15 protein-coding genes are annotated in these 14,573 nt (G+C 65.0%); 2 read left to right on the top strand and 13 right to left on the bottom strand.

The features are described 5' to 3' along the window. Window positions 1–135 precede the first annotated feature (135 nt). Genes IFT75_RS20390 through IFT75_RS20375 form a run of 4 tightly spaced genes read right to left on the bottom strand, consistent with a single transcriptional unit; the run spans window position 136 to window position 3,502 of the window. Window positions 136–1,101, bottom strand: coding sequence for a metal ABC transporter ATPase (locus IFT75_RS20390; RefSeq protein ID WP_192056494.1), 966 nt, complete (start codon window positions 1,099–1,101; stop codon window positions 136–138). A 41-nt stretch (window positions 1,102–1,142) separates the two neighbouring features. Continuing rightward, window positions 1,143–1,955: an aldo/keto reductase gene (locus IFT75_RS20385; RefSeq protein WP_192056492.1), complete on the bottom strand. Its 813-nt coding sequence runs from the start codon at window positions 1,953–1,955 to the stop codon at window positions 1,143–1,145. Continuing rightward, window positions 1,952–3,127, bottom strand: coding sequence for an NAD(P)/FAD-dependent oxidoreductase (locus tag IFT75_RS20380; protein WP_192056490.1), 1,176 nt, complete (start codon window positions 3,125–3,127; stop codon window positions 1,952–1,954). Before IFT75_RS20380 ends, IFT75_RS20385 begins: the two co-directional genes overlap by 4 nt. 42 nt (window positions 3,128–3,169) lie before the next feature. Continuing rightward, window positions 3,170–3,502 carry a DMT family transporter gene (locus IFT75_RS20375; RefSeq protein WP_122714898.1) on the bottom strand — a complete coding sequence of 111 codons (333 nt, stop codon included), beginning with the start codon at window positions 3,500–3,502 and terminating at the stop codon, window positions 3,170–3,172. Window positions 3,503–3,647: 145 nt separating this feature from the next. Here IFT75_RS20375 and waaA point away from each other — a divergent pair, with 145 nt between their 5' ends. Both waaA and IFT75_RS20365 read left to right on the top strand, forming a co-directional pair. Continuing rightward, the gene (gene waaA / locus IFT75_RS20370) at window positions 3,648–4,919 is read left to right on the top strand and encodes a lipid IV(A) 3-deoxy-D-manno-octulosonic acid transferase (protein ID WP_192056488.1); all 1,272 of its coding nucleotides are present in this window, start codon (window positions 3,648–3,650) and stop codon (window positions 4,917–4,919) included. A 79-nt stretch (window positions 4,920–4,998) separates the two neighbouring features. Continuing rightward, on the top strand, window positions 4,999–5,160 hold the full coding sequence (locus tag IFT75_RS20365; RefSeq protein WP_122477081.1) for a YqaE/Pmp3 family membrane protein: 162 nt from the start codon (window positions 4,999–5,001) through the stop codon (window positions 5,158–5,160). 65 nt (window positions 5,161–5,225) lie between these two features. On the opposite strand, the gene IFT75_RS20360 is transcribed toward IFT75_RS20365, so the two are convergent. From IFT75_RS20360 to IFT75_RS20320, 9 genes are all read right to left on the bottom strand, one after another. Then, window positions 5,226–7,055, bottom strand: coding sequence for a S9 family peptidase (locus tag IFT75_RS20360; RefSeq protein WP_192056486.1), 1,830 nt, complete (start codon window positions 7,053–7,055; stop codon window positions 5,226–5,228). Further along, window positions 7,021–8,181 (bottom strand): pyrroloquinoline quinone biosynthesis protein PqqE, encoded by a 1,161-nt coding sequence (gene pqqE / locus IFT75_RS20355; protein WP_192056484.1) that lies wholly within the window; start codon window positions 8,179–8,181, stop codon window positions 7,021–7,023. Before pqqE ends, IFT75_RS20360 begins: the two co-directional genes overlap by 35 nt. Further along, window positions 8,135–8,428, bottom strand: a complete 294-nt coding sequence (gene pqqD, locus IFT75_RS20350; RefSeq protein WP_122477086.1) for a pyrroloquinoline quinone biosynthesis peptide chaperone PqqD — start codon at window positions 8,426–8,428, stop codon at window positions 8,135–8,137. Before pqqD ends, pqqE begins: the two co-directional genes overlap by 47 nt. After that, window positions 8,425–9,177: a pyrroloquinoline-quinone synthase PqqC gene (gene pqqC, locus IFT75_RS20345; RefSeq protein WP_122477088.1), complete on the bottom strand. Its 753-nt coding sequence runs from the start codon at window positions 9,175–9,177 to the stop codon at window positions 8,425–8,427. Before pqqC ends, pqqD begins: the two co-directional genes overlap by 4 nt. A 128-nt stretch (window positions 9,178–9,305) precedes the next feature. Next, complete coding sequence (gene pqqB, locus IFT75_RS20340; protein WP_192056482.1) at window positions 9,306–10,217, bottom strand: pyrroloquinoline quinone biosynthesis protein PqqB; 912 nt, start codon at window positions 10,215–10,217, stop codon at window positions 9,306–9,308. A gap of 79 nt (window positions 10,218–10,296) precedes the next feature. Beyond that, window positions 10,297–10,368, bottom strand: a complete 72-nt coding sequence (gene pqqA, locus IFT75_RS20335) for a pyrroloquinoline quinone precursor peptide PqqA (RefSeq protein ID WP_008365141.1) — start codon at window positions 10,366–10,368, stop codon at window positions 10,297–10,299. A gap of 130 nt (window positions 10,369–10,498) precedes the next feature. Continuing rightward, a complete protein-coding gene (pqqF, locus tag IFT75_RS20330; protein ID WP_192056480.1) occupies window positions 10,499–12,952 on the bottom strand; it encodes a pyrroloquinoline quinone biosynthesis protein PqqF in 2,454 nt (817 codons plus the stop codon). Between the two features lie 207 nt (window positions 12,953–13,159). Continuing rightward, window positions 13,160–13,324 (bottom strand): hypothetical protein, encoded by a 165-nt coding sequence (locus tag IFT75_RS20325; RefSeq protein WP_122477093.1) that lies wholly within the window; start codon window positions 13,322–13,324, stop codon window positions 13,160–13,162. Between the two features lie 124 nt (window positions 13,325–13,448). Next, a complete protein-coding gene (locus tag IFT75_RS20320; protein ID WP_122477095.1) occupies window positions 13,449–14,531 on the bottom strand; it encodes a polysaccharide biosynthesis/export family protein in 1,083 nt (360 codons plus the stop codon). Window positions 14,532–14,573 lie beyond the last annotated feature (42 nt).

Below are 14,573 nucleotides of genomic sequence, written 5' to 3'. Positions count from 1 at the left end.
GCCGACGCGGCTTGCGCCGCTGCTACAGGGACTGCGTCCACCGCCCACCCCCTGTAGCAGCGGCGCAAGCCGCGTCCGGCCGCACTGCGGTTTTCCAGGCACACCGCATGACGGTATTCAGTAGGGGCAATGGGATTACTTGTGCAAGCCGCTGCGCACCTTGCGCACCAATACCCACGCCTTGACCTTGAATTTTTGCAGGCTGGTACGCGGCTTCTTCGGGATGGCCAGGCCTTTTTCCGCCACCCAGTCGCGCCAGCGCACGCGTTCGTCGCGGACCAACCAACCTTCTTGCGCAGCGAAACTCTCGGCCAGGTAAACGCCCCGTGTGCCTGCGGCGTGCAGCTTGTCCTTCTTCAGGGTGTACAGCTCGGCGACCGGTTGACCGTCCTTCAGCGGGATCAGGTACAGGTCGGGCCTGCTCCGGCTCAGGCGGGTGATCAGCTCTCCTTTTTCCAGGCGCTCCTCCACATGGAACAGGCTGAGCCCCTTGGCCTGGGGCGGCACCTCCAGGCGCAGGTCGTAGACCAATTGCAACGAAGCCGTCGGCACGTGCACGTAGGCCCGGGGCCGCTCGATCAGGTTCAGGCTGCCACAACGCACCGGGCGTGCCGCGCCGGAACGGGTGCTCAAGCGAAAGGGCAGGGGCTCGTGATAGCGCAGCACCTGGTCATACGGCGTCGGCAGCCAGGTGTCGTTGAAACGCCCGCCCAGCCAGCCTTCCGAAGTCTCCAGCAGACACTCCTCGGCGATTTCCTGAATGGCCGTGTGCAGCGGCAGATTCACCTCATGGGCCGGCACATAGCCGGAGATCAGCTTGAGCACCACATCGCCGCGGTCTTCGCGGCGTTGACGCACCAGCACCCAGTAGTCGCGGCCACGCCAGTTCAAGGTCAGCCGGACCGACACGCCGAGGTTGGCCAGCTCCACGCGAAAGCGTTCGCTGTCACTCACCTCGACCGGTTTGCGCCGTTCCAGGGTCTGAGCGAAATTCAGGGGCATGCCCACGGCTTCGTAACTCAGGGCTTCGGGCGTGGCGTCGACGGCAAGGGGCAGGGTCTTGAAATTGCCAGGGTTCTTTCGTGTTAGGGTACGCGGCATTACGGCTCCTTCTTGCGTCGGGGTCGGCCGCGTCGGCGGCGTCAATTCCTGAGTAGCACGGCAGCGGCTGTCGCTACGTTGTGGGACAGGTGCAGCGGATTTATCGTTCCGACAATAGCACTGGCGACCCCAGGGTGGGCGAACAGCAGCTCGAAGCTGGCGCGCACCGGATCGACCCCCGGTGCCAGGCAGGCATGACCGCTGGCCAAGGCCTTTTTCACCAGGATGGCCTTGCCGTGGGCAGCTGCGTAGTCGAGCACCGGGCGCTCGGACTGCTCGCTCAGGTTGTAGGTGACCATGGCGCAGTCCCCGGTTTCCAAGGCTTTCAGCCCGCCCTGAACGGTCTTGCCGGAAAAGCCGAAGCCACGAATCTTGCCTTCTGCTTTCAGCGCCGCCAACGTCTGGTACACCTCACTGCCCTCGAGAATCTCCAGATCGTTGCCGTCCGAATGCACCAGCACCAGGTCGATGAAGTCTGTTTCCAGGCGTTTCAGGCTGCGCTCCACCGAGAACCGTGTGTGCTCGGCGCTGAAATCGAAGCGTGACTGCCCGGCCTCGAACTCTTCTCCCACCTTGCTGACGATGACCCACTGCTGACGCTGTCCACGCAGCAGCGGGCCCAGGCGCTCTTCGCTGATGCCATAGGCCGGCGCGGTGTCGATCAGGTTGATGCCCAGCTGACGCGCCTGGTCGAGCAACATGCGCGCCGCACTGTCGTCGGGAATGGTGAAGCCGCTGGGGTATTTCACCCCTTGGTCGCGGCCCAGCTTCACCGTGCCCAGCCCCAGGGGAGACACACGCAGGCCGGTGTCGCCCAGCGGGCGGTGCAGATCGTGCAGGGTCGGCAGGCTCATGGCAGCAGTTCATCCCAGACAGGTGTGGCCAGGGCCGGCTTGGGCAGTTCGGGCAGGGGCGCATGCGCGAGGGGCGAAATGCCGTCGCGCTGCAAGGCGCCGATGACCCGGTCGGCGAAGTCGGGCGCCAGCGCCAGCTTGGTCGGCCAGCCCACCAGCAAACCGGGCTGATCGGCCAGAAAGGCGTTGTCCGGGCGCACCAGCCCCGACTGCGCAGGCTCGGCGCGATTGACCCTCAAGGTGGCCCAGCGCATCTGGCTTTGATCGACCCACGGCAACAGGTGCGCGATTTCCTTCTGCGCGGCGGCGATCTGCTGCGCCGGTTCGCGGGCCACGCCGTCGGCCTCGGCGATCTCGCCACCCAGGTACCAGACCCATTGGCCGTCGGCCCCCGGATGGGTGGTGACGGTGATGCGCGGCTTCGGTCCACCGCCCAGGCAATGGGCATACAACGGTTTCAGGTTGGCGCCCTTGGCCAGCACCATGTGCAGCGGCCGACGCTGCATTGCCGGTTGTTCGATGCCCAGCGCGGTCAACAGCGCCTGGGTGCCTTCGCCGGCACTGAGCACCACGCGCTGGGCACGAATCACCCGACCATCGACGATCAGCCCAGCCAGCCGGCCCTGGTCATACAAAGGCTCGATGCGCTCGCCGGCCAGCAGCCCATCACCGGCCAGCTCGGCCAGCCGTGCGACCAGGCTGGGCACGTCGACCACCAGCTCGGCCAGGCGGTAGACCTTGCCCTTGAAGGCGCGGTCCTGCAACGCCGGTGGCAACTGCTCGCCCTTGACCTGATCGACCCGACCGCGCACGGCCTTGCTGGCGAAAAAGCTGGTGAGGTTGCCCGCCAGGGTGCCCGGCGACCACAGGTAGTGCGCCTCGGACAGCAGCCGCACACTGGAAAGATCGAGTTCGCCATCACCGGCCAGCGCTTCACGCCAGCGCCGCGGCATGTCGGCAATCGCTTCGGACGCCCCCGTGAGCGCGCCGTGCAGGGCGTATTTGGCACCGCCGTGAATGATCCCCTGGGCCTTGAACGTCTGCCCGCCGCCCAGGCGCGCGTTCTCCACCAGCACCGTCGAATAGCCCAGGGCGCGCAGCCGCGCGTTGAGCCAGAGCCCGGCGACACCGGCGCCGACGATGACGATATCAGTGGACAGTTCAGACGGCATTGCAGACCTCGCAGGCTTGGACAGGCGGGGGAGTATACAGCCTCAGTGCCCAGTGGTTTTCGAGAACAGCTGGATCACCACCACGCCCAGCACGATCAACGCCATGCCGAGCATGGCCGGCAGGTCGAGCTTCTGCCCGTAGATGAACAGCGCGGCGACGCTGACCAGCACGATGCCCATGCCGGCCCAGATGGCGTAGGCGATGCCCACCGGCACGGTGCGCACTACCAGGGTCAGCATCCAGAAGGCGATGCCATAGCCGACCACCACCAGGATCAGCGGCAGTGGCGTGCTCAGGCCCTTGACTGCCTTCATGGACACGGTGGCGATCACTTCGGCGCAGATGGCGACGGCAAGAAAAACATAGGCGTTCATGATGGAGCTCCTTTTCGATGCAGGCATTCTAGGCGATGCGCGGCCACTGGGGGCTGGTCCCTTTCGAACCGTCAGCGGGCAATCGGTTCGTGCGGTGTCTGCCGGTGCTTGGTCAAGCACGGCGACCTGAGTACACTTCGCCGCCATGAACAGAACTCTCTACACCTTGCTGTTTCACCTGGGGCTGCCGTTGCTGGCCGTGCGTCTATGGCTGCGCGCGCGCAAGGCACCGGCCTACGGGCAGCGCCTCGGCGAGCGTTTCGCCTACCGGCTGCCGGCGATGCAGCCGGGCGGCATCTGGGTGCACGCGGTGTCGGTGGGCGAGAGCATTGCCGCAGCGCCGATGATCCGCCAGTTGCTGCTGCGCCACCCCGAGCTGCCGATCACCGTCACCTGCATGACCCCGACCGGGTCGGAGCGCATCCAGGCACTGTTCGCCGGCGAGCCCCGCATCCAGCACTGCTACCTGCCGTACGATCTGCCCTGGGCGTCCGGCCGCTTTCTCGACCACGTGCGACCGCGCCTGGCAGTGATCATGGAAACCGAACTGTGGCCCAATCACATTCACCAGTGCGCCCGCCGCGGCATCCCGGTGGCGTTGGCCAATGGGCGGCTTTCCGCGCGTTCGGCCAAGGGCTATGCCCGCTTCAAAGGCCTGACCGCGCCGATGCTGGCCGAGATGAGCTTGCTGGCGGTGCAGACTGCAACCGAGGCGCAACGCTTCCTGGACTTGGGCGCACGCCCGGAATGCGTGCAGGTGACGGGCTCGATCAAGTTCGACCTCAGCGTCGACCCGGCCGTGCCCGTGCGCGCAGCCCGGTTGCGCGAGCAGTGGCAGGCACAGGAACGTCCGGTGTGGATCGCTGCCAGCACCCACGAAGGTGAGGATGCGGTGATATTGGCCGCCCACCGGCAACTGCTGGCCAGCCATGCCGATGCCTTGCTGATTCTGGTTCCGCGGCACCAGGAGCGTTTCGCTTCGGTCCACGGGCTGTGCCAGGCGCAAGGGTTCAGCACGGTGCAGCGTTCGCTCGAGCAAGCAGTTACGGCGACCACCCAGGTGTTGCTGGGCGATACCATGGGCGAGCTGCTGTTCCTCTATGCACTGGCAGACGTTGCCTTCGTTGGCGGCAGCCTGGTGGAGAACGGTGGGCATAATCCGCTGGAACCGGCAGCACTGGCCAAGCCGGTATTGAGCGGGCCGCACATGTTCAACTTTCTTGAAATAGGCGCGATGCTGCGCGAGGCCGGGGCGCTGGTCGAAGTCGACGACGCGCAAGGCTTGGCAACGGCGCTGCGGCGGTGGCTGGAGCTGCCCCGCGAAGCGGTGCGCAGCGGGCAGGCTGGGCTGGACATGATGCGAGCCAACCAGGGTGCATTGAAGCGGCTGCTCGATGGTCTCGACGCCCAGCTCTAGGGTCTTGGTGATACAGGCGCGTGTGGAACGCCGGGGATTGCCCGAGGTCTGTTATGCATCGACCTCTAGGAGCTGCGCCATGGACATCATTCGTATCATTTTCGCCATTCTTCTGCCGCCAGTCGGCGTGTTCATGCAAGTCGGATTCGCCGGCGCGTTCTGGCTGAACATCCTGCTGACGCTGCTGGGCTACATTCCCGGCATCATCCACGCGGTGTACATCATCGCCAGCAGAAGGTAATGCCGCTGCCGGTGCGTTCGTCTGCCTGACGACCGCACCGGGGCCCGTTCAGAGCCGGTACCCGTTCAAAGCAGATCGGACAGCCCGCGGTCGTCCTCGTGCATGACCTTCAGGTAGAAGCGCCATTCATGCTCCAGGGCATGGGCCAGGTTGGCGGCATTGCGAAAGCCGTGCCGTTCCTCGTCATAGTAGTGCGCTTCCACCGGCACACCTCCCGCCTGCAACGCGGCGACCATGTCACGGGTCTGCTGCGGCACTACCACTACATCCAACTCTCCCTGAAAGAAAATCACCGGGGCTGTGATTCGATCGGCGTGCAGCAGCGGCGTGCGCTCTTCGTAGCGCTGTCGGTCGCTGTCCGGGTCGCCGATCAGCCAGTCCAGGTAGTCGTTTTCGAACTTGTGGGTGACGCGCCCCAACGCGGCCGGATCGCTCACGCCGTACAGGCTGGCACCGGCCCTGAACACCTTGGCGAATGCCAGTGCACACAACACCGTATAGCCGCCCGCGCTGCCACCGCGTACGAACGCGCGCTGCGCATCGATGCGGCCTTGCGTGGCCAGGTAGTCGACCACAGCGCAGGCGTCCTGCACGTCGGTTTCGCCCCAGCGCAGGTGCAGGGCATGGCGGTAGGCGCGACCATGGTTGCTGCTGCCGCGATAGTTGAGGTCGGCCACGGCGAAACCGCGCTGGGTCCAGTATTGGATGCGCGGGTCGAAGACCGGGTAGCACGCCGACGTCGGCCCGCCGTGGATGAACACCACCAGTGGCGGATGGCGCTCGTCGCCCTGCGCGGCATAGAAGAAGCCGTGAGCCTGCTCACCGCCGCTGGGGTAGCTCAGCGGCTGCGGCAGGCTGACCTGCGCGGCCGGCAGCGGCGAATACCCGCCCGCCAGGATGCGCAGGCTGTGGTCGTGCCGGTCGATGGCAATCACGGCCGAAGGCTGCAAGGGTGAACCGGCGATGGCGTAGAGGTGGTCGGCATCCATGGCCAACGCGCGAAACCGCGTGAACTCCCCACTGTAATCCAGGCAATGGCCCTGTACATCGCACAGGCCCAGGCGGCCGAAACCGTCGTCGAACCAACTCGCCAGATAGCCCTGATCGGCAGCCGGGAGCCAGGTGCAAGCACCTAGTTGCCAAGGCGCTGCGGCATGGTCGGCCGGCGCCGCGGGCAGAGGCGCCCATTTGCCGTCGACTTCTGCCCACGGTTGCCAGAAGCCGTTCGCATCGGACAGGCAATACAACCGCCCTTGTTCATCGAAGCGCGGCTGCTGCAGGCTGAAACCGCTGGCCACGCATTCCGCCACGGCCGCCAGTTCGCTGCACATCAACCGCGTCTGGGCCCAGGGCTGATGCGGACGGTCCCACTCGATCCAGGCCAGACGGGTGCCGTCCGGGCTCAATACCGGCGAGGCGTAGAAGTCGGCACCTTCGGCCAGCACGCGGTGACGCTCGCTGGCCAGGTCGATGGCCACCAGGCGATGAGTGTCGCCGTCTTCCTCCACCGTCAGCACCTGGCCTGCGGCATATTCCAGCCCCCCGTAGCGCTTCTGGCCGAAGCTCAACGGTTGCGGCAGGCCGCCGGTCACCGGCTGACGGTAGAGCTGCTGGTCGGCCTCGTTGACGAACACCAGTTCGTCGTTCGCCAGGCAGAACGACCCACCGCCGTATTCGTAGACCCGGCTGCGCGCGCTGTAACCGTCGGGCGTCAGGCAAACGGCCACACCGTCCTGCTCGGTCCACAGTCGGCAGGCGCCATCCTGGGGACGGAACTCGTTCCAGAACACGCCAGCAGGGCCGACCCGAAGTTCGGCGAAATCGGTCCCGGCAGCTACGGCCTGGGAGGCGCTGAAGCGGTCATGCTTTGGCGATGAGGCGTGAGTTTCGGTCATTGCGAAAGGCCAATTGTTCGATCGTCTGGGTAGCGTGTTCCGCTTCTTCGCGAGCCCGCAGGATCACGCCATGGTGGGGCGACTTGCTGCACACCGGATCGGCATTGGCAGCATCGCCGGTCAGCATGAAAGCCTGGCAGCGACAGCCACCGAAGTCCTTCTCTTTCTCGTCGCACGAGCGGCATGGCTCGGGCATCCAGGCATAACCGCGAAAGCGGTTGAAACCGAACGAGTCATACCAAATGTGCTGCAGGCTATGATCGCGCACGTTGGGAAACTCCACCGGCAGCTGACGCGCACCGTGGCACGGCAGCGCGGTGCCATCGGGCGTTACGGTGAGGAAAATGCTGCCCCAGCCGTTCATGCAGCCCTTGGGGCGTTCTTCATAGTAGTCGGGCGTGACGAAAATCAGCTTGCAGGCGCTGCCGGCCGCTTCCAGCTTGGCGCGGTATTCATTGGTAACGCGTTCGGCACGCACCAGTTGTTCACGGGTGGGCAACAGGCCGGCACGGTTGAGCTCGGCCCAGCCGTAGAACTGGCACGTGGCGAGTTCGACGAAGTCGGCCTCCAGGGCCACGCACAGCTCGATGATGCGGTCGATCTTGTCGATGTTGTGCCGGTGGGTCACGAAATTCAGCACCATCGGATAGCCGTGGGCTTTCACTGCACGGGCCATTTCCAGCTTCTGCGCGAAGGCTTTTTTCGAGCCGGCCAGCAGATTGTTGACCTGCTCGTCGCTGGCCTGAAAGCTGATCTGGATATGATCCAGACCGGCGACCTTGAAGTCGGCGATCTTCTGTTCGGTCAGGCCGATGCCCGAGGTGATCAGGTTGGTGTAGAACCCCAGGCGCCGGGCTTCGCCGATCAGCTGCGCGAGGTCCTGGCGCACCAGCGGCTCGCCACCGGAGAAACCGATCTGCGCGGCGCCCATTTCGCGGGCTTCGGCCATCACCTTGAACCACTGCTCGGTGCTCAGTTCCTTGCCTTGGGCGGCGAAGTCCAGGGGGTTGGAGCAGTACGGGCATTGCAGCGGGCAGCGGTAGGTCAGTTCCGCCAGCAGCCACAGCGGCAGTCCGACTTCAGGCGTGGGTGGCAGGCTGGGCAAGTTCGATCCAGTGCTGTGCACGGGCGACCTCCATGAATTGCTCGATATCGATGGCCAACTCGGGCACACCGGGGAACTGCGCGTCGAGCTCGGCGATGATCGCGGCCACGCTGCGCTGGCCGTCGATCAGGCCGCCAATGGCACTGGCACTTTCGTTGAGCTTGATCATGCCCTCGGGGTACAGCAGCACGTGGCCTTTCTGCGCCGGCTCGTACTGGAACCGGTAGCCCTGGCGCCAGCGCGGGGTTTGTAGACGATCGAAGCTCATAGGGCGATCCCCTTGTGCCAGACACGCTGGTCGGTAACGCTGTGATAGGGCGGACGGTTCAGCTCGTAGGCCATGCTCATGGCGTCGAGCATGCTCCACAGGATGTCGAGCTTGAACTGCAGGATTTCCAGCATACGCTGCTGGCCCGCAACCGTGGTGTAGTGCTGCAGGGTGATGTGCAGACCATGTTCCACGTCGCGCCGGGCCTGGCCCAGGCGCGTGCGGAAGTATTCGTAGCCGGCCGGGTCGATCCACGGGTAGTGGGCTGGCCAGCTGTCGAGGCGCGACTGATGGATCTGCGGCGCGAACAGCTCGGTCAGCGAACTGCTCGCCGCTTCCTGCCAGTTGGCCCGGCGGGCGAAATTGACGTAGGCGTCCACGGCGAAACGTACGCCAGGCAATACCAGCTCCTGAGAGCGCAACTGGTCGGGATCCAGGCCCACGGCCTGGCCCAGGCGCAGCCAGGCTTCGATGCCGCCGTCTTCGCCGGGGGCACCGTCGTGGTCGAGCAGGCGCTGGATCCACTCGCGACGGATCTCGCGGTCCGGGCAGTTGGCCAGGATGGCTGCGTCCTTGAGCGGGATGTTGACCTGATAGTAGAAACGGTTGGCCACCCAACCCTGGATCTGCTCGCGGCTGGCGCGGCCTTCGTACATGGCCACGTGATAGGGGTGGTGGATGTGGTAATACGCACCCTTGGCACGCAAGGCCTGCTCGAATTCGGCGGGGGTCATGGGGGTGTCGGACATTGCGGTTCTCCCAGGAAATGTGTTGGCAGTGATGGCCCTTCGCGGGCAGAGACCCGCTCCCACAGAGTTTGATTCAGCCCTTGTGGGAGCGGGTCTCTGCCCGCGAAGAGGCCCTCCCTGACACGCCACTACAACTCGATGCTCATCCCATCGAACGCCACTTCGACACCGCGCTTGGCCAGTTCGGCGCGCTGTGGCGAGTCTTCGTCCAGGATCGGGTTGGTGTTGTTGATGTGGATCAGCACCTTGCGCTGGCGCGGCAGGCCTTCCAGCACTTCCAGCATGCCGCCGGGGCCGCTCTGCGCCAGGTGACCCATCTCACGTCCGGTCCGGGTACCAACGCCACGTCGCTGCATTTCATCGTCGTCCCACAGGGTGCCGTCTACCAACAGACAATCCGCGCCGGCCATGCGTTCGAGCAACGCGTCGTCGACCTGGCCCAGGCCCGGCGCATAGAACAGCGTGCCGCCGGTGCGCGTGTCTTCCACGATCAAGCCCAGGTTGTCGCCCGGATGCGGATCGAAGCGGTGGGGCGAGTAGGGCGGGGCGGCACTGCGCAGCGGCAGCGGGGTGAAACGCAGGTGCGGGCACGCCGGAATCACGAAGCTGCCTTCAAGCTCGATGCGCTGCCAGTCCAGCCCGCCATTCCAGTGGCTGAGCATGTTGAACAACGGAAAGCCGGTGCTCAGGTCCTGATGCACCATGTCGGTACACCAGACTTGATGCGGGCAGCCTTCGCGCAGGCTGAGCAGCCCGGTGGTGTGGTCGATCTGGCTGTCGAGCAGCACGATGGCCTGGATACCGGTGTCGCGCAGGGCTCGGCCCGGCTGCATCGGTGCAAAATTCTGCAGTTGTGCGCGAATGTCCGGCGAGGCATTGCACAGCACCCAGTTGACCCCATCGTCGGACAGGGCAATGGACGACTGCGTGCGCGCATGGGCGCGCAGGCTGCCGTCGCGAAAGCCACTGCAATTGGCGCAATTGCAGTTCCACTGGGGAAAGCCGCCGCCGGCGGCGGAGCCAAGAATCTGGATATACATGGAGAACTCGCAGCATCAAGCCTGGAAATGAAAACGCCCCGGTCAGTGACTGGCCGAGGCGTTGCGTTGCAACTGAAGCTTAGCGGCTTGCGAAGTACATGGTGACTTCGAAGCCGATGCGCAGATCAGTGTAAGCAGGTTTGGTCCACATAAGAGATCTCCTTCTAGGTTGATGGGCTTGTAGCATTAGTCCGCCCCGACCGTAGGACGTTCAATGCTCCTTGGGCGACTATGTTACTAAATAAGATAGGCGCCTACGGTTAATTATTCGATAAAGTCCGTTACCTGCCTGGTAACGATCGCTGCGCCGGCAGCCACGCAGGCTCCACCGCAGGGCCTGTAGCCAGGCACAGCCAGCTACCGGTGCCGCTGGCCAGTTGCTGCGCCGCCTGTTGCAGATCGCTTGTGCGCAGCTCGCGCACCGCCCGCTGCAGGGCAGCCAGATAGTCGGCGCCATGGCCGGCCTGGCAAGCCTGCCAGAGCAGATCGGCCAGGGGCAGCAGGTCCATTTGCGAGCGCTCGTGACGATTGGCCAGTTCTTCGCGCTGGGTGTCCAGCGCCGCAGGCTTGCAGGCCTCGACCAGCGTTGGCAGGGTTTCGATGAAGGTCTGCACATGGCCGAGAATATCGGCCAGCGGTGCATGAGGCGACTGAACGCCGAACACCAGACCCGTGCGCCCCGCCACCTGGCGCAGGCCGCTGAACACGGCGTAGCCCAGTTGCAGCTCGCCCCTCAGGCGCTGGTAGAACGGCGTCTGGCACAGCTGCGCGAGCAGGCGCCAGGCCGCTTCGTCGGCAATGCTCTGGCTGGGTACCGGGCAGAACAGCAGCAATGCATGTTCGCTCGATTGGCACGGCACGTGGCTCCAACTGCGCCCCGAATGGGCCGGATGCGGTTGCGCAAGATGCGGGCTGGCCGTGCCGGGCATCTTGCGCAACGCATTGTTCAGCGCACTGCGTTCGCCGTCGTCCATGCCGACCGCCAGGCCATCCCAGCGCGCCGCGCCCCACAGCTTCTGCAGCGCCAGGGGGCGCAGGTCTTCATCGGAGGTACGGCTGTGGAAATAACCCAGGCTGTGGTCGGGCAGGCGCTTGAGCAGTTCCTTGATAGGGGTCAGGGTTGCGCTCGGCGGTTCCTGCCCGGCCTGATGCCAGACCTCCGGGGCGGGTATGGCGAGCAGCTCCAGGGCCTGTTCGAGCAGCGCCGGAATCGGCGCCTGCACACCACTGAGCTTGAGTTGCCAGTCGTCGCCCAGGCTGCTGAAGACCATTTGCACACCGGCCTGGCGGGCTTCTTCGGTGAGTTTGCGCAAGCTGTCCTGCAGGGTGCGGAACAACCCCTGGTGGCGCGAGGCATTGACCCGCCAGCGCAGGTGCAGCGCCGCTTCGTGGCTGTGTGCCGAAGCGCCGTGCCAGTACGCCAGGCCTTGTGGGTCGGTCACGGGGTGATCCGGGCGCCGGCTGGGGCGCAGGAAGCGATTGCGTGGCGGCAGCCGCCAGCGACCGGCGAGGTCGCGCTCCGGGCCGGCCTCCATCGGGTGCAGCAGGTGTTCCGGGCGCAGTTGTTCGAGCACCTCGCGCAGCGCCTGCACGGCTTGTCGACTCAACTCGCACGGGGTTTCGTCGCTGTGATGACGGGCCAGCTCCAAGGCACTGGCAACCTGCAGACGGCGCTCGTTGAGCAGGCGGAATTCTTCGCGAAGGCCCTGCCAGTCGTCGTGAGCCTGGAAGAACTCCAGCCAGTCGAAGCACAGCTGGCTGATCAGCGCCGTGGCGGTTTCGCCCGCCGGGGTGAGCTTGAATTCGATATTGATCAATGCCTGGTCGGCGAAGCTGTAGAAGGTGCTCAGCTCCAGGCTTTGCACCAGTTGCCGACGGCGCAGCTCGGCCAGCAACCCGCCGTGCTGACTGGCGCCCAGCCAGGTGCCGAGGAACTCCAGCGCCTGGGTGGCACCACGGGGCAGGTTTTCGCAGGCGAACAGCAGGTTGAAACGGCTGCTGTCCGCACGTTCGACCGCCTCTCCCGGCGTGCCTACCAGCGGCGGCGGGGCGATCTGTTCGGCGGTATCGCCGGGGCGCAGCGCACCGGCCACCTTTTCGGCCATGGCGCGCAGCTGTTCCAGCGGTTGCGGGCCCACCAGGCACAAGGTCATCTGCCCGGTCTGGTAGAAGCGCCGGTAGAAGCTGCGCAGGTCCTGCTGGAACGAGTCGCGCGGCACCGGCAGGCTGTAGCGGTTGCCGGCGTGGAACGCGCGCAATGGATGCTCGGCGTCCAGCGCACTGGTCAGCCATTGCTGGTGGCGTGCCTCGGGGTCGCGCGACCAGGCGACGAACTCGGCATGCAGCACTTCGCGCTCGCGCAATTGCTCGGCCTGGGTCATGCGCGGATGGCCGAGCATGTCGCACAGACGCTCCAGGGCGCCGGCGAAGGCGCTCACCGGCACCTCGAAGAAATAGTCGGTGCAGCGCTCGCGCGTGCTGGCGTTGATCTGCCCGCCGTGGTTCTGCACGAAGGCCATCAGGCCGTGGTCGCCACTGTGGCGTTCGGTGCCCAGAAAGAACAGGTGTTCAAGGAAATGTGCCAGGCCCGGCCAGGCGGCAGGTACGTCATGGCTGCCCGCAGCGACGCGCATGAAGGCGGCGGCACGCTTGAGACGCGGTTCATGATGCAGGCGCACGTGCAGGCCGTTGTCGAGCACCACGTGTTCTGCGGCCGGCAGTGAAGGATGAGGCATGTCAATTCCCTTTGAGCGGTAAGGCTGTAGGGAATCATCGTAGCGGATTTGCGGGTAGGTGGGGGAGCCGTTCGCGCGGGGATTGCCCAGGCAAAACAGGCTTTTGCGCGGATTGCGGAGAAATTCGCATCTTGGCAAGCGATCTGGCGGTCACCGACGTGGGTCAGCGCCGCCAGAGGCCATCTTCAGCTCAGGTCGGCGCCTGGTTCAGGCCTTGTCGTCCTGCTCGTCCTGCTGCTCGTCATCGTGCTTGAGCGCCGGCTTCATGCCTGGCTGTGGCGCGTGTTCGGCGTTGGGTGCGATCTCTTCGCCGTTGTTCTTCTTTTCCTGCTGGACTTTCTTGTCGTGGGCAACGTTGCGTGGGTCAGTCATGGGAATTCCTGAAGTGGGCAGATGATGCGAAAGCCCATCGGCGCGAAACGCTTACGCTGAGCGCCTGGGCAAGACTTGGAGTCAAGCGCTTGCCAAAGCGTTCAGTGGCGCTTCTATGGTCAGATCACTGGCCCAGTGCATTACCGGTAGCAACCACGGTGGCCGACGGCAGCAACTGGCTGATGAAACGGTTCCAGCGGGTGATGTCCGAAGGACCGACGAAGACCACGTCCGAGGCCTGCAGGTCGAACTGGCGGGCGAGCAGGAAGGCGGTCGGCTTCTTGGCGTTGAGGTAGAACACCGTGGCCGGTTGCTTGGAGCGGTCCTGGGCGCCACGGATCACGTAGATGGCCTCGGCGTTGGCGGTTTCCTGGGACAGGCCACCGGCATTGCCCAGCGCTTCGAGCAGGGTGAAGGTGCTGGTGCCGTAGGTCATCACCTGGGGCGAATTGACTTCGCCGAGCACGTAGACCTTGTTCGCCCGGTTGTTGCCCAGGTGCAGCTGGTCGCCGTTTTTCAGGTAGATGCCGTTGAGCTTGGAGTCCTTGCGGTTCAGGGTGTCGATATCCAGCAGGTACTCGTGCCCGTCGCGCTTGAGGATCAGCCCGGCCAGGTTGCCGCTGCCATCGTCGCCACCGGCGCGGCTGACCGCTTCGATCAGCGACAGCGGCACGTTGTTCAGAACCTGCGGGCCGGCGTTCTTGAACGAACCGGAAAACACCACGCGCTGGCTGGCGTAGTTCTGCACGTTGACGTCCACCTGGGTGTCGGTGAGGAAGCGCGACAGGGCGCGCTGCAAGTCATTGCGCAGTTCGCTGACCGTCTTGCCCTCGGCCTGGATGGAGTTGATGAACGGGTAGTACACGGTACCGTCGTTGCGCACGATCTGCGTGCCCTGGGCGCGTGGCTCCTGGTTGGTTGGCGAATTCAGCTCGACGTGGTCCCAGACCGTGATCTGCAGACCGTCGCCGGCGCCGATGCGGTAGTCGCCCGGCGTGTAGCCATACAGCGCTGCCGGTACCGGTTCGGGCCGGTACAGGCTCTGATGCTGCGCGACCGTCTGCGCGTTGATCGGCAGGACCGTTACCGGTCCGGTTGTGCCGATGTCGTCGGCGGCATCCTCGGGCGTCATGTGTTGCCCTGGGGAAAACACACATCCTTGCAGCAGCACGGCGAACAACGCGACTACGAATACAGTTCGTTTCATTGCAATCTTCCTTGGAGAATCAGACTTCTCGCACGGTATTTG

This window comes from Pseudomonas sp. CFBP 8758 (assembly GCF_014841725.1).
Classification (GTDB): domain Bacteria; phylum Pseudomonadota; class Gammaproteobacteria; order Pseudomonadales; family Pseudomonadaceae; genus Aquipseudomonas; species Aquipseudomonas baltica.
Note: the sequence above shows the minus strand (reverse complement) of the source record. Positions and strands in the feature narration are given on the sequence as shown.

What these genes read in the sequence shown, in the direction of transcription:
- IFT75_RS20390 (WP_192056494.1), bottom strand. Translation starts at nt 1,101, where the DNA reads ATGCCGCGTACCCTAACACGAAAGAACCCTGGCAATTTCAAGACCCTG.
- IFT75_RS20385 (WP_192056492.1), bottom strand. Translation starts at nt 1,955, where the DNA reads ATGAGCCTGCCGACCCTGCACGATCTGCACCGCCCGCTGGGCGACACC.
- IFT75_RS20380 (WP_192056490.1), bottom strand. Translation starts at nt 3,127, where the DNA reads ATGCCGTCTGAACTGTCCACTGATATCGTCATCGTCGGCGCCGGTGTC.
- IFT75_RS20375 (WP_122714898.1), bottom strand. Translation starts at nt 3,502, where the DNA reads ATGAACGCCTATGTTTTTCTTGCCGTCGCCATCTGCGCCGAAGTGATC.
- waaA (WP_192056488.1), top strand. Translation starts at nt 3,648, where the DNA reads ATGAACAGAACTCTCTACACCTTGCTGTTTCACCTGGGGCTGCCGTTG.
- IFT75_RS20365 (WP_122477081.1), top strand. Translation starts at nt 4,999, where the DNA reads ATGGACATCATTCGTATCATTTTCGCCATTCTTCTGCCGCCAGTCGGC.
- IFT75_RS20360 (WP_192056486.1), bottom strand. Translation starts at nt 7,055, where the DNA reads ATGACCGAAACTCACGCCTCATCGCCAAAGCATGACCGCTTCAGCGCC.
- pqqD (WP_122477086.1), bottom strand. Translation starts at nt 8,428, where the DNA reads ATGAGCTTCGATCGTCTACAAACCCCGCGCTGGCGCCAGGGCTACCGG.
- pqqC (WP_122477088.1), bottom strand. Translation starts at nt 9,177, where the DNA reads ATGTCCGACACCCCCATGACCCCCGCCGAATTCGAGCAGGCCTTGCGT.
- pqqB (WP_192056482.1), bottom strand. Translation starts at nt 10,217, where the DNA reads ATGTATATCCAGATTCTTGGCTCCGCCGCCGGCGGCGGCTTTCCCCAG.
- pqqF (WP_192056480.1), bottom strand. Translation starts at nt 12,952, where the DNA reads ATGCCTCATCCTTCACTGCCGGCCGCAGAACACGTGGTGCTCGACAAC.
- IFT75_RS20325 (WP_122477093.1), bottom strand. Translation starts at nt 13,324, where the DNA reads ATGACTGACCCACGCAACGTTGCCCACGACAAGAAAGTCCAGCAGGAA.
- IFT75_RS20320 (WP_122477095.1), bottom strand. Translation starts at nt 14,531, where the DNA reads ATGAAACGAACTGTATTCGTAGTCGCGTTGTTCGCCGTGCTGCTGCAA.